Annotated in this window: 14 protein-coding genes and 1 pseudogene; 7 read left to right on the top strand and 8 right to left on the bottom strand. The window is 77.0% G+C overall.

Annotated elements, in window-relative coordinates; genetic code table 11:
* Positions 1–60 precede the first annotated feature (60 nt).
* On the bottom strand, positions 61–1,632 hold the full coding sequence (locus AB0G08_RS25450; RefSeq protein WP_358092134.1) for a leucyl aminopeptidase: 1,572 nt from the start codon (positions 1,630–1,632) through the stop codon (positions 61–63).
* 161 nt (positions 1,633–1,793) lie between these two features.
* Between AB0G08_RS25450 and gcvT the strand changes: the two genes are divergently transcribed.
* Positions 1,794–2,918 (top strand): glycine cleavage system aminomethyltransferase GcvT, encoded by a 1,125-nt coding sequence (gene gcvT, locus AB0G08_RS25455; protein ID WP_358092136.1) that lies wholly within the window; start codon positions 1,794–1,796, stop codon positions 2,916–2,918.
* Positions 2,919–2,939: 21 nt separating this feature from the next.
* On the opposite strand, the gene AB0G08_RS25460 is transcribed toward gcvT, so the two are convergent.
* The 5 genes and pseudogenes from AB0G08_RS25460 to AB0G08_RS25480 all read right to left on the bottom strand — a co-directional run bounded on the left by AB0G08_RS25460 (position 2,940) and on the right by AB0G08_RS25480 (position 9,517).
* The gene (locus AB0G08_RS25460) at positions 2,940–4,235 is read right to left on the bottom strand and encodes a DUF2314 domain-containing protein (RefSeq protein WP_358092138.1); all 1,296 of its coding nucleotides are present in this window, start codon (positions 4,233–4,235) and stop codon (positions 2,940–2,942) included.
* A gap of 66 nt (positions 4,236–4,301) precedes the next feature.
* Positions 4,302–5,075, bottom strand: a complete 774-nt coding sequence (cobS, locus tag AB0G08_RS25465) for an adenosylcobinamide-GDP ribazoletransferase (protein WP_358092140.1) — start codon at positions 5,073–5,075, stop codon at positions 4,302–4,304.
* Positions 5,065–7,026 carry a bifunctional adenosylcobinamide kinase/adenosylcobinamide-phosphate guanylyltransferase gene (locus AB0G08_RS25470; RefSeq protein WP_358092142.1) on the bottom strand — a complete coding sequence of 654 codons (1,962 nt, stop codon included), beginning with the start codon at positions 7,024–7,026 and terminating at the stop codon, positions 5,065–5,067. The genes cobS and AB0G08_RS25470 overlap by 11 nt, the downstream gene beginning before the upstream one ends.
* A 1,420-nt stretch (positions 7,027–8,446) precedes the next feature.
* A pseudogene (locus AB0G08_RS25475) lies at positions 8,447–9,256 on the bottom strand (serine/threonine-protein kinase); the annotation flags it as partial.
* Between the two features lie 60 nt (positions 9,257–9,316).
* On the bottom strand, positions 9,317–9,517 hold the full coding sequence (locus AB0G08_RS25480; protein ID WP_358092144.1) for a hypothetical protein: 201 nt from the start codon (positions 9,515–9,517) through the stop codon (positions 9,317–9,319).
* Between the two features lie 225 nt (positions 9,518–9,742).
* On the opposite strand from AB0G08_RS25480, the gene AB0G08_RS25485 reads away from it, so the two are divergent.
* Both AB0G08_RS25485 and AB0G08_RS25490 read left to right on the top strand, forming a co-directional pair.
* Entirely contained in the window at positions 9,743–9,943 is a 201-nt protein-coding gene (locus AB0G08_RS25485) for a hypothetical protein (protein WP_132236111.1), read from the top strand.
* Positions 9,943–10,740 (top strand): site-2 protease family protein, encoded by a 798-nt coding sequence (locus AB0G08_RS25490; RefSeq protein ID WP_358092146.1) that lies wholly within the window; start codon positions 9,943–9,945, stop codon positions 10,738–10,740. Before AB0G08_RS25485 ends, AB0G08_RS25490 begins: the two co-directional genes overlap by 1 nt.
* A 181-nt stretch (positions 10,741–10,921) precedes the next feature.
* Here the strand turns inward: AB0G08_RS25490 and AB0G08_RS25495 are convergent, their stop codons facing one another.
* Both AB0G08_RS25495 and AB0G08_RS25500 read right to left on the bottom strand, forming a co-directional pair.
* Positions 10,922–11,920, bottom strand: coding sequence for an aldo/keto reductase family protein (locus AB0G08_RS25495; RefSeq protein WP_358092148.1), 999 nt, complete (start codon positions 11,918–11,920; stop codon positions 10,922–10,924).
* Between the two features lie 58 nt (positions 11,921–11,978).
* Complete coding sequence (locus AB0G08_RS25500; protein ID WP_358092150.1) at positions 11,979–13,319, bottom strand: WG repeat-containing protein; 1,341 nt, start codon at positions 13,317–13,319, stop codon at positions 11,979–11,981.
* Between the two features lie 109 nt (positions 13,320–13,428).
* Between AB0G08_RS25500 and AB0G08_RS25505 the strand changes: the two genes are divergently transcribed.
* The 4 genes from AB0G08_RS25505 to AB0G08_RS25520 all read left to right on the top strand — a co-directional run.
* Positions 13,429–14,796, top strand: coding sequence for a hypothetical protein (locus tag AB0G08_RS25505; protein WP_358092152.1), 1,368 nt, complete (start codon positions 13,429–13,431; stop codon positions 14,794–14,796).
* Positions 14,797–15,486: 690 nt separating this feature from the next.
* The gene (locus tag AB0G08_RS25510; RefSeq protein ID WP_358092154.1) at positions 15,487–15,768 is read left to right on the top strand and encodes a hypothetical protein; all 282 of its coding nucleotides are present in this window, start codon (positions 15,487–15,489) and stop codon (positions 15,766–15,768) included.
* Positions 15,769–19,007: 3,239 nt separating this feature from the next.
* Entirely contained in the window at positions 19,008–19,859 is an 852-nt protein-coding gene (locus AB0G08_RS25515; protein WP_358092158.1) for an ABC-2 family transporter protein, read from the top strand.
* A partial coding sequence (locus AB0G08_RS25520; protein ID WP_358092156.1) for an ABC-2 family transporter protein occupies positions 19,852–20,605 on the top strand: 754 nt, incomplete at its 3' end. The genes AB0G08_RS25515 and AB0G08_RS25520, both read left to right, overlap by 8 nt.

Genomic DNA, 20,605 nt, shown 5'->3' on the forward strand with positions numbered 1-20,605 from the left:
CGCGCGCCGGGAACGGAAGAGGGCCCCTCGTCGACGAGGGGCCCTCTTCTTCCGCGTACGTCAGCCGTTGGCGGCGACGTCCTCCACGAGGTGCAGCAGCGTACGCACCGGCACGCCCGTGCCGCCCTTGGTCCAGTAGCCGGTCGGCTCGCCGGAGTGGTAGCTCGGGCCGGCGATGTCGATGTGCGCCCAGTCGACCTCGGAGGTGACGAACTCCCGCAGGAACACCCCGCCCTGGAGCATGTGCCCGGCCCGGTCCATGCCGGCGTTGACCTGGGAGATGTCGGCCACGTCGGAGTCCATGCCCTTGCGCACGTCGTCCGGCAGCGGCATCGGCCAGGCCGGCTCGCCGACCGCGTCGCCCGCGGTGCGGACCCGCTCGCACAGCTCGGGGGTGCCCATCACGCCGGCGATCCGCTTGCCCAGCGCGACGACCTGCCCGCCGGTGAGGGTGGAGGTCTCGAAGAGGTAGTCGCAGCCGTCCTCGCAGGCCCGCGCCAGCGCGTCGGCCAGGATCATCCGGCCCTCGGCGTCGGTGTTGAGCACCTCCACCTTCTTGCCGTTGTACATGCTGATCACGTCACCCGGCCGGTACGACCGCCCGGACGGCATGTTCTCCGCCATCGGCAGGTACGCCGTCACGGCCACCGACGGCTTGAGCGCGGCGATCGCCAGCATGGTCGCGGCCACCGCGGCGGCGCCGCCCATGTCGGACTTCATCTCCCACATGCCCTGCGCCGGCTTGATCGAGATGCCGCCGGTGTCGAACGTGATGCCCTTGCCGACCAGCGCCACGCGCTTGCCGTTGCCGCCGCCGGCCGGGGTGTAGCTGAGCTTCACCAGGCGCGGCGGGGCCTCCGAGCCCTGCCCGACGGCGATGATGCCGCCGTACCCGCCGGCGGCCAGGGCGGCCTCGTCGAGCACCTCGACCGTCAGGCCGGCCTCCCGCGCGGCGTCCGCCACCGAGTCGGCGAAGGTCGGCGGGCGCAGCTCGTTCGGGGCGGTGTTGACCCAGTCCCGGCTGCGCCGGACCGCGCCGCCGACCACCTGGGCGCGGGCGATCTCGGCCTGGGCGCCGGCGTCACCGGCGTCCGGCACGGCGATCAGCACCTCCGCCACCGGCTCGCGCCGCGACGGCTGCGGCCGGGTCTTGTAGCCGGCGAAGCGGTAGCCGCCGAGCAGCGCGCCCTCCGCCACCGCGCGCAGCGCGGCCGGCGCGTCGGCGTCGTCCGGCAGGGGCAGCGCGAGCGCCACGCGCGGTGCGCCCGCGAGCGCCCGTACGGCCCCGCCGGCGGCCCGGCGCAGGGTCTCCGGTGCCGGGGCGGCGCCGGTCGGCTCCGGGCCGAGCCCGACGGCGGCGACCACCGGGGCGGTCACGGTGCCCAGCGTGGCCAGCTTGATCACCTCGCCGGGGGCACCGGTCGCGCCGAGCAGGGCCAGCGTCTCGGTCAGCCTGCCGTCGAAGGCGGCGGCGATGCTCTCCGCGCCGCTGGCCAGCAGCAGGGTCCCGGCCAGGCCGGCGGTGGCGTCCTGCTCTCCGGTCTGGCTGTGCAGGCCGATCACGATCGCGTCGACGGCGAGCTCGGCGGGGTCGGTGTCGACCAGGCTCAGGGTGGTGCTGGGCGATGTCACTGAAGCTACTCCGGGCGGGCCGGGCCGGTCGCGTCGTCGCGTACCGGCGATGGAGGTCTCCGGCGGAACGTACCCGCCGGAGGTCGGGGCTGTCCCGCCGACGGCTTCGACGGGTCCCGCCGATGCTAACCAGCCGCCCAGCTCCCGGTAAGTTCCCACCCATGACCGACGTGACCTCCGCCGCCGCCGCGACCCGGCTGCGCCGTTCTCCGCTGCACGAGCGGCACACCGCTCGCGGCGCCAAGTTCGCCCCGTTCGGTGGCTGGGAGATGCCGCTGGAGTACGCCGGGGGCGGGGTGTTGAAGGAACACACCTCGGTGCGGACCGGGGTGGGCGTGTTCGACGTCTCCCACCTGGGCAAGGCGCGGGTGACCGGGCCGGGCGCGGCGGAGTTCGTCAACGCCTGCCTCAGCAACGACCTGGGCCGGATCGGGCCGGGCCGGGCGCAGTACACCCTCTGCTGCGACGACGCCACCGGCGGCGTGGTGGACGACATCATCGCCTACCTGCACGCCGACGACCACGTCTTCCTCATCCCGAACGCCGCGAACACCGCCGAGGTGGTGCGCCGGCTCCGCGCCGCCGCCCCGGCGTCGGTCACGGTCACCGACGAGCACGAGGCGTACGCCGTCCTCGCCGTGCAGGGTCCGCGCTCGGCGGAGCTGCTCGACGCGCTGGGCCTGCCCACCGGGCACGACTACATGAGCTTCTCCACCGCGACGCTCAACGGGGTGGACCTGACCGTGTGCCGCACCGGCTACACCGGGGAGCTGGGCTACGAGCTGGTGGTGCCGGCGGCCGACGCCGTCGCGGTCTGGGACGCGCTCTTCGCGGCGGGCCCCGACCTGCGCGCCTGCGGGCTGGCCGCCCGGGACACCCTGCGCACCGAGATGGGGTACCCGCTGCACGGCCAGGACCTGTCGCTGGAGATCACCCCGGTGCAGGCCCGCTCCGGCTGGGCGGTCGGCTGGGACAAGTCGGCCTTCTGGGGTCGCGACGCGCTGCTCGCCGAGAAGGCCGCCGGCCCGAGGCGTACGCTGCGCGGCCTGGAGGCGGTCGACCGGGCGATCCCGCGCCCCGGGATGGCGGTGCACGTGGGCGACGCGCAGGTCGGCGCGATCACCAGCGGCACGTTCTCGCCCACCCGGAAGCAGGGCGTCGCCCTGGCGCTGCTGGACACCGCCGCGAACCTCGCCGACGGCGACCTGGTCGAGGTCGACATCCGGGGCCGCCGCGCCCAGATGCGCCTCACCCGACCCCCGTTCGTGACCCCCTCGGTCCGCTGACCCCCGCCCCGGCCCTCCGGTTCAGACCGGGGGGTCGGGGCGTTCGCCGGCGTCGAGGACGGCCTGGGTCCAGCCGCCCTCGATGACGCCGGTGCCGTCGAGCACGGCCCAGTCGACGACGTCGGCGGCCTCCACGACGACCGGTGAGCCGATGCGGACGGTGGGGTCGGTGTTGGCGTCGCTGGCGCTGGCGGCCACGATCCGCTCCGGGGCGTCCCACGAGGTCACCCCGGCCCAGACGTACTCCGGGCCGTCGTCGCCGGGCAGGCCGTACTTGACCACGAGCTGCGTCTCCGGCGGGAGCTGGCCGGCGAGGAACCGGGCCCGGATGTCGCCCAGCCCAGCGCGGGCGGTGGCGACCGCCTTGCTCATCGCGTCGCCCGAGCGGGCGTAGCGCACGTCCGGCTGGATGCCGGCGAAGAGGGTGGCGCAGGCGGCGGCGTAGTAGCGGCCGTCCGGCCCCGGGTGCCCGGCCGGCGGGCGCAGGCTGAGGAACGAGTCGGCGTCGGGGTCGGTGGCCGGGTCCAGCTCCAGCCGCAGCAGCACCGGCGCCGTCGCGCCGTGCTGCTCCGGATTGCCGTACGCCACCGCGATGTCGTGCCCGGTAACCGTGGCCAGCACCGGCAGCTGCACGAACGCGGGCACCTCCTCCCCGGAGAGCCCGTCGGTCCAGTCCCGCAGCAGGCGCCGGGCGGCACCCGTCATCACCGCGCCCCAGGCCCGGGTCAGGTGGTCCGGCACGCCCTGGGTCTGCAACTCCAGCAGCCCGAAGCGGCGCAGCCCCTTCGTGGTGAACCAGAGCCCCTCGGCGTCGGAGGAGTAGGGCACCAGCACCCAGTCGACGAGGCGGATCCGCCCCTGGGCGTCGGGCAGCGAGCGCAGCGCCGTCGCCGGGTCGAGGAACTGGAGGCCGAAGACGTCCACCACGTCGCCGTCGACGGACTCGGCGACGGCGGCGGCCACCGCCCGGGCCGCCCACTCGTGGGCCGGCGGCCAGCCGGGCCGGTATTCCGCCTGCACCACGACCAGGTGGCTCGCGGCGGCCAGCCGGGCCAGCTGCGCCTCGGTGGCGCCGAACGCGGTGAGCAGGTCCGGCGGCAGCTCGGGGAACTCGGCGATCGGCCGGGTGTCCACGCTCATCAGCGGGCTGTCGAGCATGTGCCGCGCCAGCCCGTGCACCGGCTCGGGCAGCCGGCCGCTGAGCCGGGCCACGGCGGTCTTCGCGCTCACCTTCGGCAGCCCCGTCATGGGCACCAGGTAGGTCGCGCTCAGCGACTCCGGAACCGGTACGGGCAGGAAGTCGTCCGTGATGAGCATGTCGTCCCCCGGATGGCCGCGCCGGTGCTGTCGTGGGAGAACGCTACCCGGCGCGGTGTGCCCCGTTCAGCCGGACAGCACCACTCCCAGGTAGACCAGCGTGGTGACCACCTCGACGGTCGCGCCGAGCACGTCGCCGGTGACGCCGCCGAGCCGGCGTACCACGTGCCGTAGCAGCCCCACCGCGACGGCGAGGGCGGCGGCGACGGCGAGCGGCCCCTGCCACGGGCGGCCCGGCACGGCCGCGAGCGCCGGCAGCGCGACGGCCACCGTCCCGGCGGCCAGGGCGACCGGTCCGACGGTGCCCGCGACCAGCGCGCCGAGCCCCTCCGGGCGGGCGGCCGGCACCCCGCGCCGGCAGGCCACCGCCACCCCGAGCCGACCGGCGGCCGTCGCCGCGACCACCGCCGCGAGCGCCGCCGGCCACGACCGTCCCGCCAGCTGCGCGAGGGCGGCCGTCTGCACCAGGAGTACGACCACCAGCGCGACCACGCCGAACGGGCCCACGTCCGGCTTCTTCATGATCTCCAGCGCGGCCGCCCCCCGCCGGTACGACCCCAGCGCGTCCACGGTGTCGGCCAGCCCGTCCAGGTGCAGCCCGCGGGTGAGCAGCGCCCCGGCGCCGACGGTCACCGCCGCCGCGACCAGCGGGGGCGCGAGCGCACCCGGGAGCAGCAGGATCCCGGCGAGGACGACGCCGAGCAGCGCGCCGACCGCCGGGGCGAGCGCCATCGCCGTCCCCGCCACCGACCGGTCGATGCGACCGGCGCGGACCGGCAGGGTGGTGAAGGTGGTCAGCGCCAGCCGGGCCCCGTCGGCGAGCCGCGACTCAGCCGGCACGCCGGCCGGACGGGTCCACCGGTTCCGTCCCCGGCCCGGTGCTGGTGGGTCCCGGGCCGGCCGGTTCCGGCTCGCGGAAGTCGGGTTCGGTGCTGGTCGGTCCGGGGCCGGCGGGTTCCGGTTCGCGGAAGTCGGGCTCGTCGGTCTCCGGCTCGCCGTCCTCGCCGCCGCCGAGCGACGGGTGGGCCGGCAGCGCGGCGGCCAGCGCCAGCACCGAGCGCAGCAGCGGCAGCGCGGCCAGCGCGTTCGCGCCCTCGCCCAGGTCGAGGCGCAGGTCGAGCAGCGGCGTCAGGCCGAGCACGTCAGCGCCGAGCTGCACGGCCGGGTGCCCGCCGTGGTCGGCCAGCAGGCACCAGTGCCGGGCCTGCCCGGCCAGGTCGCGGGTGACCATGGCGGCGGCCACCCCGACCGGCCCGTCGAGCATGACCGGCACCCGGCGGGCGGTGGCGCCGAGCAGGACGCCGGTCGCCACGGCGATGTCCCCGCCGCCCAGCTCGGCCAGCACGTCCTTGGCGCTGCGCGGCGAGTTCCGGGTGCGGTGCAGGGCGTCCCGCACCGCCGCGCACCGCCTCATCCAGGCCGCGTCGTCGATCTCGCCCGAGTCGGTGACCACCCGCCTGAGCACCGCCGGCGCCTCCGCGCCCGCCGTCGCCACCAGCACCGCCGCCGCGGCGGCCTCGGTGCCGGCGCCGCACGCCCCGAGCACCAGCAGGCGTACGCCCGCGTCGGCGGCCTCCTCGGCGAGCCGCCAGCCGTACCGCAGGGCGGCCTCGACCTGCTCCCCGGTCAGCGTCGGCTCGGCCTCCATGGGTGCGGACGCCGGGGCCTGCACCACCTGGAGCTCGGCGCCGCTCTCGGCGGCCAGCCGGGCGAGCGCCCCCTGGCCGGCGCGGGCCTGCCGGGCTCGGCGCGCCGACTCGCCCGCCACGGTGCCGGCGGCGGCGCCACCGAGGTGGTCGCCGTGCAGCAGCAGCACCCGCACCGAGCCCCACGGGGCCGGCGTGACGGTGCCCTGGGTGGCGGCGGCGAACCCGACCGCCCGCTCCAGCACGCCCAGTCCCGCCCCGGGCACGTCCAGGGTGGCGAGCCGCTCGATCGCCTGCGGGCCGGTGTACTCGTCGGGCATGGGCAGTTCCATGCCGGGCTGGATGACCAGGCCGGTGGCGACCATCGGCAGCGCCATGGTCGGGGCGGCCCAGGCGGTGCCGTTCGGCTCGGCACCGGCCGTCGCGGGCGCGGCCGGCGGCGGGGTGTCGGGGGTGAACACGTCCGGGGAGGGTTCCGGCGCGGGCACCGGCCCGCCCGTGCCGACGGTCGCGGCGGCGGGTGCCTGCGGGGGACCGGCCTGCGGGGGACCGGCCTGGGCGGGGCCGGCCTGCGCGGGCACGGTGGCCGGCTGCGGCGCGCCCGGCTTCAGCCAGGCCGCCTGGCCGGCGACCACGAGGACCACGGCGTCGCAGGCGTCGGCGACCGCCCGGTTGGCCGCCCCGAGCGCGTCGGTGAAGGCCCGCCCGAGCGGGGTGGTGGGCACCAGGGAGAGCCCGACCTCGGGGCTGACCAGCACCAGCCGGGCCGCGCAGGAGCGGACCGCCGCCGCCAGTTCGGCGATGGTGGCGGTGTCGTCCGCCGGCTGGTGGGCCGGGTCGAGCAGCACGGTCGCCCAGCCGCCGAGGTCGTCGACGAGCAGCGTCTCGTTCGGCCCGGCGGAGGCGATCACGTCCGCGAGGCGGCGCGGGTCGTCCGCGGTCTCCTCGGTGGTCCAGGTCTCCGGCCGACGGGCGCGGTGCGCCGCCAGCCGGGCCGCCCACTCCGCGTCCTCGGCGGGCGCGTCGGCGGCGGTGGCCACGTAGCGGACCGTCGGCGCGTCGGCGACCAGTGACTCGGCGAACTCGGACTTGCCGGACCGGATACCGCCGAGCACCAGGACCGTGTTCCACCCGTCAACGGACATGCCCGTACTTTAGAGCCAGCGCCCGGGTGCGGCCCCCCGGAGGTGCGGGTGCGACCGGCCCCTCATCGGGTGAGCGGTTCCGACCGGCCGGCGAGCAGCCGGACGCCGGCCCACACCGACCGGCCGACGAGGGACGGGACCAGCACGAGCAGCGACAGAGCGCTGATCGCGAGACTGATCCACCGCAGCGGGGTCAGGGAAAGGGTGCCACCAGGACCACCACGACCGTGAGCAGTCCGGCCCCGGCACACGCCCGAGACCGGCCAGCTCAGCGGCGCGCTCAGCCGCAGTGCTCGAAGCCGCTGCCGTAGCTGGCCCCGCCGGTGGAGCCGCCCCACCTCACGCAGACCCCGGCGGCCCTGGCCCGCACCGGCCCGGCGTAGTACGAGAACGACCCGCTGTCGGTGCTGCGCGCCCGGCCCCGCACCTCCAGCCACGCCGAGGCGGCCGTCGCCGTGCCCACTGCGGTCTCCTTCATCGTGACCACGCAGTTGTTGCCGGTGCCGGCGTGGTAGAGCAGGTAGACCCGGCCCTTCCGGGTGCCCGAGGCGGTCAGCGCAGCCGAGTCGATCACCTTGTACCCGCTGCCGCACGCCTCGACCGGCGTGTACGGGTTCGGCTCCGCCGGTTGGCTGGCCGTCGGTTCGGCGCCGGGCCGTCCCGGAGCGGACGCGGTCGGCTCGCCGCCGCCCGCCGTCGGAACCGGGGAGCGCCCGGGTGGCGACGCCGACGGCCTGTCGGACGCCGACGGAGCCGTCGAGCGGGTGGCGCTCGGCGAGGGCCCGACGCGGAACCGGCCCGTGCCGTCGTCGACCGCCGCGCCGGGCGGGCCCGCCGCCGCGGAGTCGCCGGTCAGCGCCGCCGGCACGTTCCCGCCGGTCGGGCCGTCGTCGGGGGCCAGGACGATCGCGGCCACCCCGACCAGCACCACGAACACGGTGGCCGCCGAGCCGAGCAGCGCGGCCCGGCGCCGCCGGGACGGCGGGGGCGCGACCGGGTCCTCCCGGGTGGGCGGGACCGAGCCCCAGGTGCCGCCCCCGGAATCCGGGCCCGGCGGGCCGGGCGGTCCGCCCGCGGGCAGTGGTCCGGCGGGGCCCGGCGGCACGGCGGCGGGCGGGGGCGCAACCGGCGATCCGGTGGCCGGGAACGGCGGGCGCCGGGCCGGCACGGGCCGCGTACCGCCGGGGGCGCCGGAGACCGGATGCGGCCGTGCCGGGACGACGGGCGGCAGCGGCGCCCACGGATCCGGCGGTGCGACCGGCCCGGCGGAGGCCGGCGACGTGGCGGGGCCGGCCGCCGGGTTGCTGCCGCCCGCCTCCGTCCCCGCGGCGGCCTGCGCCGCCGAGGTCGGGTCGGCGACGGCCCACGGCGGGCGGGCGGACATCGGGACCACGGCCAGGGTCGCGTCGCGTGCCCCGGCCGCCGCGTCGGCCATCGCCGCCGCGTCGGGGAACCGGTCGCCGGGGTGCTTCGCCAACGCCCGCTGCACCAGCGCGCCCACCGCCGGCGGGACGCCGGGCGGCAGCGGCGGCGGCTGCTCCTGGAGGTGCCGCAGGGCCACCTGGAGCGGGTTGTCCCCGTCGAACGGCGGCTGGCCGGCCAGGCAGAAGTACGCGACCGCGCCGAGCGCGTAGACGTCCGTCGCCGGGGAGACCGGCTGGTTCGCGGCCTGCTCCGGCGACATGTACGAGGCGGTGCCGAGCATCACGTTGGCGGCGGTGATGCCCGCCGTGGTGCCGGAGCGGGCGATGCCGAAGTCGACCAGCACCACCCGGCCGTCGGGCTTCACCAGCAGGTTGCCCGGCTTCACGTCGCGGTGCACGATGCCGGCGAGGTGGGCCGTGTGCAGCGCCTCGGCCGCCTGCGTCACCACCGACATGGTCGACGCCGGGTCGAGCCGTCCCGTGCGCCGCAGCCAGGAACTCAGCGGCTGGCCGTCGACGTACTCCATCACCAGGTAGTCGACCCGGCTGCCGTCGGCGAGGACGGAGCGGCCGACGTCGTGCACGGCGACCACGCCAGGGTGGCGCAGCGCCGCCAGCATCCGCGCCTCCGCCCGGAACCGGGCCGCGAACTCGGGATCCGCGCTCAGCGCCGGCAGCAGCACCTTCACCGCTACCGCGCGTTCCAGCATGACGTCGGTGCACCGCCAGACCGCGCCCATGCCGCCGGTCGCCACCCGGTCGTCCAGCCGGTACCGGTCGCTGAGCACCACTCCCCGAGTAAGCACCGCGACACCGTACCGGCCCGGTGGGACGGGGCGGGCCGCCCGGCGGGACGGGCGGGCGCCCTAGCGGGGGGTCTGGTACTGGAAGTCGTTGGGGTTGACCGCCGCCGGCTTCGGGTCCTCCTGCCAGGCGCCCTCGCCGGGCCGGGCGACGAGGGCGTCCAGCAGGTCCTCCCGTTCCATGTGCGCGGCCCCCACGATGCCGCCGCGTACCGCCATCGCCCGCAGCGTCTCGGTGTCCTTGTCGTGCAGCGGTTCGTCCATCGTCGCCCCCTCCAGGCCCGTCGGCGGTCCGCGACCGCCCCCGTCGCGCGTCAGGTGGCCCATACCCGGACCGGGGCCGACGAACCCCGCGCCGCCCGGGCGGCGCGCGGTTCGTCGGCCCCGGCCGTCGCGGCCGCCGGACGGATGTCGGGCCGCCCCGCGCCCGGCCGACTACGCTGGCGGGGGTTCGTCCCACGGGACATCAGCGGCGAGGGGAGACGCGGCATGGCGTGGAGCTGGCGGTACGAGGGCGCGAACGGTGAGTCGGTCGAGGGGCCGGCGGAGTCGTTCAGCAGCCAGGCGGACGCCGAGTCCTGGATCGGTCAGGCCTGGCGGGAGCTCGCGGCGTCCGGCGTCACATCGGTCGCGCTCGTCGAGGACGACCGGGTGGACTACCGCATGAGCCTGCTGCCTCCGGCGGAGTGATGGCCGGCGACCGCCCGGGGGGCGAGCCGCTGGTGCTCGGCATACCCCGGGCGGCGTTCCGGCCCAGCCCGGTCTTCCTCGCGCTGGTCGCGCTCTTCGCGACCAGCGGGGTGCTCACCTGGAACGGGTTCGGCAACGTCCGGCTCGACGTGTTCCTCTTCGTCGTGTCCGGCTGGCTGGTCTCGCTCTGCCTGCACGAGTACGCCCACGCCGTCGTCGCGTTCCGGGCCGGCGACCGCAGCGTCGCCCACCGGGGCTACCTGACGCTCAACCCGCTGAAGTACAGCCACCCGCTGCTGTCGATCGCGCTGCCGGTGGTGGTCGTGCTGCTCGGCGGCATCGGCCTGCCCGGCGGGGCGGTCTGGGTGGACCGGCACGCCATCCCGGGGCGGCTGCGGCACACCCTGGTCAGCCTCGCCGGCCCGGCCACCAACGTGCTGTTCACGCTCGTCCTGGTGCTCGCCGTACGCCTCGGGGCGGCCGGTGGCGGGCCCGTCGAGTTCTGGGCGGCCGTGGCGCTGCTGGCGTTCCTCCAGCTCACCGCGAGCGTGCTCAACCTGCTCCCGGTGCCCGGCCTGGACGGCGGCAACATGATCCAGCCGTGGTTGAACCCGCAGTGGCGCAGGATGTACGACCTGTTCGCCCCGTTCGGCTTCATCCTGCTGTTCGCGCTGCTGTGGAACCCGCGCATCGGCGGCTGGTTCTTCGACGCGGTCTTCGCCGTCGGCGGCTTCCTCGGCCTGCCCCCGTGGCTCTACGCCCTCGGCCTGGACCTGGTCCGCTTCTGGCAGGGCTGACCGACGCCCCCGCCGGCACGATCCGGCGGCGGTGACCGACGCCCCCGCCGGCACGATCCGGCGGCGGTCCGGCACGATCCGGCCTGGCGGCGCGGCCGCTGGCAACGTGGTCCGGTGGCCCTGTGGTGAGCGCGGCCCGGCCCGGCCGGCCGTGTTGCGGGGCCGGCCGGGCCGGGACGCGTCACGGACGCTCGGCGGGAGACTCCGTGCGGGCCGGGTCGCGCTCGACGATCGGGTCGATGATCTCGTCGATCGCCTTGAGCAGCTCGGCGTCGAGCTTCACGCCGGCCGCCTTGACGTTGTCGTGCACCTGCTCCGGGCGGGAGGCGCCGACGATCGCCGAGGAGACGTTCGGGTTCTGCAACACCCAGGCGACGGCGAGCTGCGCCATGCTCAGCCCGGCCTGCTCGGCCAGCGGCTTGAGCCGCTGCACCCGGGACAGGACCTCGTCGGTCATGAACCGGGAGATGAAGCCCGCGCCCGACTTCTCGTCGGTGGCCCGGGAGCCGGCCGGCGGCGGCTGGCCCGGCAGGTACTTGCCGGAGAGGACGCCCTGCGCGATCGGCGACCAGACGATCTGCCCGACGCCCAGCTCCTCGCTGGTGGGGACGACCTCGGACTCGATGACCCGCCAGAGCATCGAGTACTGCGGCTGGTTGGAGACCAGCGGGATGTGCAGCTCCCGGGCGAGCTGGTGGGCCTCGCGGATCTGCGACGCCTTCCACTCGGAGACGCCGATGTAGAGCGCCTTGCCGGAGTGCACGACGTCGGCGAAGGCCTCCATCGTCTCCTCCAACGGCGTGCTGTAGTCGTACCGGTGGGCCTGGTAGAGGTCCACGTAGTCGGTGCGCAGCCGGCGCAGCGAGCCGTTGATCGACTCCATGATGTGCTTGCGGGACAGGCTCCGGTCGTTGCGGCCCGGCCCCGTGGGCCAGTACACCTTGGTGAAGATCTCCAGCCCCTCGCGCCGCTCGCCCTCCAGCGCGCGGCCCAGCACGTCCTCGGCGCGGGTGCCCGCGTACACGTCGGCCGTGTCGAAGGTGGTGATGCCCACGTCCAGGGCGGCCCGGACGCAGGCGAACGCCGCGTCCTCCTCGACCTGCGAGCCGTGGGTGATCCAGTTGCCGTACGAGATCTCGCTGACCATCAGGCCGGAACGGCCCAGGTGACGGAATTCCATGACTCGACCCTAGCCCGTTCGGATCATGCCCACCGCTCGTGGCGGGTCCCGGTGTCGCTCAGAGCACGGGGCTGGTGTCGACGAGCAGCCGCTCGATCTCGGCGACGACCTCGTCGCGGTCGCGGTGCACCGGCTCGATCAGCGGCTCACCCCGGCGGTCGAGCGCCCCCCAGCGGCCCATGCCGTCGCCGACCAGGAACGCGACCGGGTGGATGACCAGCGCCGGATGGGTGGGCGGGACCAGCACCTTGCCGGCCCGGTTCACCACGCCGCGCCGACCGGCCACGTCCACCACGGCCAGCCCCTCCTCGGTGAAGCCGTCGACGTACCGGCCGTCGGCCAGCACGGTGGAGAAGCCGTGGTGCCGGGTGGGCACCACGATCCGGCCGTTGCGGTCGACCGCGCCCCAGCCGTCCCGGCGGACCACGGCCACGCCGCGCTGGAATGGGCGTACGTCCGCGAAGCCGTGCGGCACGACCACCTCGCCGGTGGCGTCGATCGCCACCCAGCCCGCGTCGCCGCCCTCGGACACCCAGGCCAGCCCGTCGGAGAACGAGCGGACCACCGGGTACGACGGTTCGAGCACCGTGGCGCCGGTGCGGTCGACCAGCGACCACCGCTCGGTCTCGGGGCGCCGCACCCAGGCCAGCCCGTCGCGGAACGGCTGCGCCTCCGCGTACTCGGCCGCGATCACCATGTCGCCGTCCGGGTCGGAGAAACCCCACAGGCCGCCGTCGCGGGCCGGCGCCGGGGGCCGGTCACGCTCCAGCACCTCCTCTCGGCTGCGGGGGTACGGCCCGAAGCCCGTCTCCGCGACCCGCTGCGCCACCGAGTCCAGGCTCAGCCGGATCCGGGCCTGCAACTCGGGGTCCTGGGTGCCCCGCAGGTCCAGGGCCCGCTCGAAGTGGTGGCATGCCTCCATCAGCCGGCCCTGGTCGTAGCAGCACCGCCCGGCGTGCTCGTGCAGCACCGCGCGCAGCCGGTCGGGCAACTCGGTGGAGTTGGCCTCGGCGAAGAGCCGGTCGGCCTCGACGAACTCGCCACGCCAGCGCAGCACGTGCGCCAGCCGCGCCTGGGCCACCGCCGTACGCCGCAGCTCCCCGGTGGCCTCGGCGTAGGTGAGCGCGAGCCGACCGTCCGCGAGGGCGTCGTCCAGCTCGCCGAGGATCCGGGACACCACCGCCCGCAGGCTGAGCAGCCGGGCGCGCGACTTGTTGTCCACGGCCGCGCCCAGCTTCTCGGTCAGCCGCCTCCGTACCGTCCGGAACTCGTCCGGCTCCTCGACGATCTCCCGGAGGGTCACCGGATCGAGCCGCCAGCGGTAGCTCGCCAGCAGCTGCTCCGGATCACCCTGCGCCGCCGCACTGGGACGCCCGCCGTCCCGCGACCCGCCGGGCAACCCGCCGGCCCACGACTCGGCGCCGCTCGGTCCGGGGGTGCTTGCTCCGGCACCGCTCGCTCCGGCACCGCTCGCTCCGGCGGCCCGTGGTGCGGTGCCGCTTGCTCCGGTGCCGCTGGTTCCGGCGGCCCGTGGTGCGGTGCCGCTCGTTTCGGCGCTGCTCGGTCCGGAGTTACTCGTTTCGGCGGCGCGGATGCCGGCGATGCTCGGTTCGGCGGTTCTCGGCTCGGGGGTGCGGGGGTCGGCAGTGCCGGGCGCGGTGGCCAGGTCCACGCCCGCCGTCGGCACCTGCCCACCGGCTGGTGCGGCGTCGGGCGGTGCGGCGATGGATGGCGCTGCGACAGGTGGCGCGGACGCCGGCCGCGCCGGTAGGTCGACTGCCGGCGCGGGGGTGGCCTGCGCCGCCGGTGGCGGAACGGGCGGCGCGATGTCGGGCGGCGCGGACGCCGGCCGCGCCGGCTTGTCCACGGGCGGCGCGGAGGTGGCCTGCGTCCATGCCGACGGCACGGGCGGCGCGGAGACCGGCCGCGCCGGCTCGTCCAGGGGCGGCGCGGAGGTGGCCTGCGTCCATGCCGACGGCACGGGCGGCGCGGAGACCGGCCGCGTGGGCGGCTCGGGAACGGCGGGTGCCGGCAACGTGTCCGTAGGCGGCGCCGAGGCTGCCGGTGGCGCGGAAACGGGCCGGGCCGGCACGAGGTCGCTGGCGGGTGCGGGGACAGGCTGCGCCGCCGCGACGGGCGTGGTGGGCGGGGCCGGCGCCGGTGCGGCCTGCGGAGCGGCCTGTGGTGCGGGGACCGACTCGCTCGGCGGTGCCGACACCGGTTCGGCCTGTGGCGCGGTAGCGACAAACGTGTCCTGCCCCGGCGCGTACGAAGGAGGCGTGACGGGCGCTCCGGCGACAGGCGGGACCGCCGGCGTAGGAACTGGCTGGGCCGGTGGCGTGGAGATGGGCTGGGCTGACGGCGCGAAGACAGGCGGGACCGCCTGCGGGGAGGTGGGCTGGGCCGGCGGCGCGGAGACGGGCTGGGCCGGCGGCGGTGTGGAGGTGGGCTGGGCCGGCGGCGCGGAGACGGGCTGGGCCGGCGGCGGTGTGGAGGTGGGCTGGGCTGACGGCGCGGAGGTGGGCTGGGCCGGCGGGGCGGAGACAGGTCGCGCCGGTGGTGCGGCCGGGACCGGCTCGCTCGTCCCGGCCGGCGGCTCGGCGACAGGGCCGGTCCGGAACACCTGCGTCGGTTCCGCCGAAGCGGCGGCGACGGGGGTGGCCGGCGGCGCTGACGCCGATGTCCCGGTGCTGGTGGACGATGCGGCCATCGGAGGCGGATCGGCCGCGACGGGTGGAACACCACGGGTGTCAAAGGTCCTCGGTGACAACCATGGTGTTCCACCGACGGGCTCAGCCGGGGCGTTCGGCACCCGTTCGACCGGTTCGAGCGGGGGAGACGTGGCGGGGGCCGGAGTTCCCGGGCCAGGGAGGTAGGCCGCGGGGGCGTCATGATCGGGGTCGCGTGGGGCCGGGGCGTCCAGGGTCGGCGGGGCGGATGCCGGCCGTGCCGCTGCATCCGGAGCGGTTTCTTCCGCCGCGACGGGGCCGGGCACGGTCGGCCGTGTCTGAACCGCTTCCGCCGATGGGACGGGAACGAGCGGCGCCGACGATGCGGCGGTGGACGGCGCCGACGGCGATGGAGTCGCGGACGGCGGGGGGACAGCCTGCACGGGCAGCCCGGAGACCGGCTGCTCCGGTGGTGCGGCGACCGGCGGCGGCTCCGCCGGGGCCGCCCCCTCAGCGCTCGATGGGACGGGGACGGAAGGCGCAGGGGTCGTTGGGGCGGGCGCGGCGGCTGGGCCGGCGGGCGGGCCGGACACCGGGAGGGGCACGGAGGGCGCCTGCCCAGCGGACGGACCGGACACCGGCTCGAAGAGGGAGGACGCGGACGGTGCCGGCGTGGTGGGCGGGGCCGGTACGACCGCAGGGCCGGACACCGGCGAACCGGCCGGCGAGACCGGGGCAGGCGGTGGGCCGGCGACCGGCGGGCCGGCTGGGGAGACCGGGGCAGGTGCCTCTGGGGTGGCCTCGATCGGCGGTTCGGGGCGGTCGTCAGCGGGCTCGGGCGAGGCGGCACCGTCGTCGGCAGGATTCGGGACGGACGCGTCGCGGCCCAGGGGCGGCATGACGTCCAGGCCCGACGAGTCACCTGGAGCCGCCGCGCTGCTCAAGGCCGCCGCAGTGCCTGGAGCCGACATGGCGCTCGGAGGCGCCGTGCCGTTCGAGGCCGCCATGCTGCTTGGAGTCGACGTGCCGCTTGGGGCCGCTGGGCTGCTCGGCGCCGACGTACCGCTGGGCGTCGCCGTGCTGCTCGAAGCCGACGTGCCGTTCGGGGCCGCCGTGCCGCTCGGAGCCGACGTGCCGCTCGGGGCCGACGTGCCGCTCGGGGCCAACGCACTGCTCTGAGTCGACGTGCTGCTTGGAGTCGACGTGCTGCTTGGAGTCGACGTGCCGGTCGGGGCCGACGGGGTACTCGGGGCCGGCGTAGCGGTCGGGGGAGCGTCAACGTGGCTGGCGGGCCGCGCCTCGTCCGGCGAGGCCGGGGGAGGTGGCGCGGGCCGGGACGGTCGGAACCAGGCGTCCGACCCGCTCGGCGTGGATGACTCGGGACGCGGCGGGGCGGCCGGCCTGGGCGGGTCGCTCGGCGGGGGCGGGACGTACCGCCTGGGCCTGTCGGGCGCGATGGGCAGCTGCGGTGCCGGGGCGTCCTGCCTGGCCGTGCCGGCGGCTTGCGGGCTCTCGGGCGAGCGGGGCGATGCGGTCGGCGGGGTGGCGGACGGCCGCCCGGACGGCGTGGACGTCGAGGGCTGCGCCACGGACCGGGCCTCGCCGAGGCCGGCGCCCGGGTGCGGCGTCGGTGCGTCCGGCTGGGCCGCTCCGGGGGGTGCCGGGGCCGGACCGGGCATGGTGCCGGCCGTCGCCTGCCGGGCCGGACCTGCCGGGTCGGCGGTCGCCTCGGGTGCCAAACCGGACACCCTGCTGGCGGTCGCCTCTGGTGCCGGCAGGAACTCCAGGCGCAGCCGGGCGGCGGGAGGCGCCGAGGTCGGCGTGGCGTCGTCCTCGCGGGTTGGGTGGGGCGTCCGGTCGCTGGGCGGGAACGGTTCGTCGGGAGCCGGGCGGGGCGCGTGGCTGGTGGGCGGGAACGGCTCTCCGGGGGCAGGTCGGGGGCTGGCAGCCGGTGGTCCCTGGACCGGTCCCGGCGGGGGTACGGGCACGGCGGAAACGGGAGCCGGCGGGACCGGGTTCGGCGCGCCAGGGCGACCCGCGACAGGGGCGGGGGAGCCAGGCCGGTCGGTGTCCGGCACCGGTGATCCCGGCCGCCCGGCCGCGGGGCCCGCGGGCGACACCGGCGCACCAGCCACCGGGTCCGCCGGGCGGGCGGCGGCCGGGCTCGCGGGAGACATCGGCCGGCCGGTGCCCGGATCCGCCGGGGCCGTCGTGCGGTCGGGGGCCGACATCGGGCGGCCGACCGCCTGGTCTGCCGGGCCGGCGGGCGACACAGGGCGGCTGACGGCCGGGCCCGCCGGTGACGTCGGGCGGCCGAACGCCTGGTCCGCCGGGCCGGCGGGCGACACAGGGCGGCTGACGGCCGGGCCCGCCGGTGACGTGGGCCGGCCGACCACCTGGTCTGCCGGGCCTGCCGGTGACACCGGGCGGTTGACGGCCGGCCCTGCCGGCGAGATCGGGGTCGGGACGGGGCCCGCCGGCGGCGTCCGCCCGGCGAGGGGGCCGGCGGGCGACACCGGTCCGGTGACCGGACCGGCGGGCGAGACAGGCGCGGCCGGGGGACCGGCGGGCGACACCGGCCGGGGGTGCACCGGCGCGGTCGGGTCGGGCCGGTCGGCGTGCGGCAGGTCGCGGGCCGGCGCGGGGGAGACGGGTCGGCCCTGGGCCGCGACGTCCCCGGCCGGGGTCCGGAAGCCCGCCGGTCCGGGGGCCGCCGGCCCGGAGGCCGGGGCACCGTAGGTCGGGGAGGACCGCCGGTGGTCGTACCCGGGCGGGAGCGGCGGAGTCGCGGCGTCTTCGGGGCGGGGGCGGTCGTCCGGTCGCCGGTGCTCGGGGTGGATCTCGGCGCGTCGCGCCGCGTCCCGGTCGGGACCGGGCCGCACGGGGCCGGGCGGTGGCCAGGGCAGGCCGCCGTCCTGCCGCGGGTGCCCTCCTCGGTACGCCTCGGCCTCCCGATGGGCGTCCGGCCGAGCGGTCCCGTGCGGACCCCGCTCGGGGTACGTCTCGGCACGCGCCGCCTCGTGCGCCCGCCGGTGCTCGTCCGGCTCCTGCTGCCGCCATTGCCCGTCGGGGCGCGGCTGCTGCCCGGCGGGGGTCCGCTCGGGGCGCGGCCAGCCGTCGGCGGGTACGCCGTGCTCGCGGCCCCGCCCGCCGGAGCCGCGCTCCCACTGCTGGTCGCCGGAGCCGCGCTCCCACTGCGGGGCGGCGGAGCGCTCCCACTGCGGGTCGGACGAACGCTCCCACTGGGCGCCCGAGGAGCGTTCCCAGTGGCCGTCGGAGGGGCGCTCCCGCTGCCCGTCGGAGGGGCGGGGCTCCGGGGCCGGGGCGCCGTACTGGTAGCGGGGCCGGCGCCCGTCCCTGCCCGCCTGGCGGTCGTCCACGCTCTCCGGCCGACGGTCGGGTCCGGACGCTGGGGGACGGTCGTGGCCGCGCTCGGCCCGGCGGTCCGGTCCGGACGCTGGGGGACGGTCGTGGCCGCGCTCGGCCCGGCGGTCCGGTTCGGACGCTGGGGGACGGTCGTGGCCGCGCTCGGCCCGGCGGTCGTGGCCCCGGTCTGGTCGTTGGTCGTAGCTGGCGTTCGGGTGCTCGTACGCCGGCGAGCGGCGGGGCGGCGCGTCCTCGTCGGGCTCCGGGAGCCAGCCCGGCTCCGACCTGCCGGCGGGGGAGACGGGGCGGTCCCGCCCGGCCGGCTCGTACCGGGGCGTGCGGGTGTCGTAGCGGTCGGGCCCGGCGTGGTCGCGCTGTCGGGGGGAGTCGACGGGCCGGCCGGGGGCGTCGAATCCGCCCCGGTCGTTGCGGTGCGGCGGCTCCTGCCGGGGCGGCCACTGTCGGTCGTCCTGCCGGCGCGGATCGGCCTGCGGGTGGCGGTACGACTCGTCGCCGTGCCGTCGCGGGTCGGGGTTGTCCGGCCGGCCGTTCCAGGCGTCCTGCCGACTGGGCCGCCCGTCGGGCAGGTCGTCCCACGACCGGCCGATGTAGGTCCCGTCCGGCCGGGTCGGCGCGAGTGGGGGCACCTCGGCCCGGCCGACGGCCGAGCGGCTGCGGGGCGCGGGCGGCGCGTGTCCGACGCCGTTGTCGCCCGCGTAGCGCTGGCCCGGGAACTGCGGGTGCCACTCGGTGGTCGGCTCGATCATCCAGGCCGGCTCGGCGGAGTCGTGCCAGTGGTCGGCGTAGCGGCTCATCCGGTCGACCCGTCGCCACGGAGGGTAGGCGCGACGCCCGCGGGGTGCCGTCCGCGCGTGGGCGCGCCCGGGTGCCCGGCCGGCGTCCGTCCGCTCACGGCGGCGCCCCGGTGCCCGGCCCGCGTCCGCTCGCTCACGGCGATGTCACCTCGTTGCAAAATTGTCGCGCTGGGCGCTCCACGTGCCGGTAGAGTCGCCCCCTCCGGTACGGCTTGGCTGCGGATGGAGGGTAGCGGCGTGGGCTCGGTCACCGCCACTGTGGCACCGCCCACCGTCCCAAACGTTATCCTATGGTTCCGGACATTTAAGGCTATAACCGGATCAGGCTTTCGACGTTACGCCACGTACCGGCAGGCGTCCGTGGCGGGCGTCGTGACCAACACGGTCTTCGGCTTCCTGCGGTGCTACGTCCTGCTCGCGGTGGCCGGCGCGGCCGGCACGGTGGCCGGGTACGACCGGGCGCAGCTCGCCACCTTCGTCTGGGTGGGCCAGGGCCTGCTGGCGGTCGTCCTCCTCTGGGGCTGGACCGAGCTGGCCGACCGGATCCGCACCGGCGACGTCGCCAGCGACCTGCTCCGGCCCGTGCACCCCGTGACCAGCCATCTCGCCGCCGACCTGGGCCGTGCCGGCCACGCCGCGCTGGTCCGGTTCCTGCCGCCGGTGCTGGTCGGGCCGCTCTTCTTCGAGGTCCACGTGCCCCGCCGCTGGTCCACCCTGCCGATCTTCGTGGTCTCCGTCGTCGCCGCCGTGGTCCTCTGCTTCGGTTGCCGGTTCCTGGTCAACGCGACCGCGTACTGGTTGCAGGACGTCCGGGGGCCGTTGATCCTCTGGACCCTCGCCTCGGGTGTGCTCGCCGGGCTCAACTTTCCGCTGCGCTTCCTGCCGGAGTGGCTCCAGCTCGTCCTGTGGCTGGGCACCCCCTTCCCGAGCCTGTTGCAGACCCCGCTCGACGTGCTGGTCGAGCGCGACCCGACCGGCGTCCAGGTCGGGCTGGTCGGCCTCCAGCTCGCCTGGGCGGTGCTGATCCTGGCCGCCTGCCGGCTGGTGCAGCGCCGTGCCGAGCGCCGCCTGGTGGTGCAGGGTGGCTGACGCGTCGGGCGGGGCGCTGGCGGCGTACCGGGCGCTGCTCGGCGCGCAGGCCCGCGCGCAGACGGCGTACCGGACCTCGTTCGCGATCGACCTGGTGGGCAACGTCGGTTCCACCGTCGTCGACGTGCTCACCGTGCTGGTGATCTTCGGGGTCACCCGGGAGCTGGGCGGCTTCACGCTGCGCGAGACGCTGGTGATCGTCGGCCTCTCGGCCTGCGCTTTCGCCGTCGCCGACCTGCTGGTGGGCAACATCGAGCGGCTGCCCGGGTACGTGCGCACCGGGCTCTTCGACGCCGTGCTGGTCCGCCCGCTCGGCGCCCTGCCCCAGCTGCTGCTGATGGACCTGCCGCTGCGCAAGGTGTCGCGCGCGGTCTTCGGGCTCGCCGTGCTGGTCGTCGCCGTCGGCTCGGCCGGTGTCGAGTGGACCCCGGCGCGGGCGCTGCTGGTGGTCCTCGCCCCACTGGCCGGCATGGTCTTCTTCGGGTCGGTCTTCGTGGCCACCGCCACCGTCTCGTTCTGGTGGGTCGACTCCGGCCAGCTGGCCAACTCGGTCACCTACGGCGGCCGGGACTTCACCTCGTACCCGGTCACCGTCTTCGGGAGCTGGTTCCGCGCGCTGTTCGCGTACGGCCTGGGCTTCGCCTTCGTCAGCTACCACCCGGCGCTGACGCTGCTCGGCCGCGCCGACCCGCTCGGCCTGCCGGCGTGGGCCGGCTGGGCCGCGCCGGCCGTCGCGCTGGTCGCGG

The sequence above is a fragment of the Micromonospora sp. NPDC023644 genome, assembly GCF_040640115.1.
Classification (GTDB): domain Bacteria; phylum Actinomycetota; class Actinomycetes; order Mycobacteriales; family Micromonosporaceae; genus Micromonospora.

Excerpts from the sequence above, each read along its gene's own strand:
- AB0G08_RS25470 (WP_358092142.1), bottom strand. The coding sequence starts at position 7,026 with ATGTCCGTTGACGGGTGGAACACGGTCCTGGTGCTCGGCGGTATCCGG.
- AB0G08_RS25480 (WP_358092144.1), bottom strand. The coding sequence starts at position 9,517 with ATGGACGAACCGCTGCACGACAAGGACACCGAGACGCTGCGGGCGATG.
- gcvT (WP_358092136.1), top strand. The coding sequence starts at position 1,794 with ATGACCGACGTGACCTCCGCCGCCGCCGCGACCCGGCTGCGCCGTTCT.
- AB0G08_RS25460 (WP_358092138.1), bottom strand. The coding sequence starts at position 4,235 with ATGCTCATCACGGACGACTTCCTGCCCGTACCGGTTCCGGAGTCGCTG.
- AB0G08_RS25490 (WP_358092146.1), top strand. The coding sequence starts at position 9,943 with ATGGCCGGCGACCGCCCGGGGGGCGAGCCGCTGGTGCTCGGCATACCC.
- AB0G08_RS25510 (WP_358092154.1), top strand. The coding sequence starts at position 15,487 with ATGACGTCCAGGCCCGACGAGTCACCTGGAGCCGCCGCGCTGCTCAAG.
- AB0G08_RS25485 (WP_132236111.1), top strand. The coding sequence starts at position 9,743 with ATGGCGTGGAGCTGGCGGTACGAGGGCGCGAACGGTGAGTCGGTCGAG.
- AB0G08_RS25495 (WP_358092148.1), bottom strand. The coding sequence starts at position 11,920 with ATGGAATTCCGTCACCTGGGCCGTTCCGGCCTGATGGTCAGCGAGATC.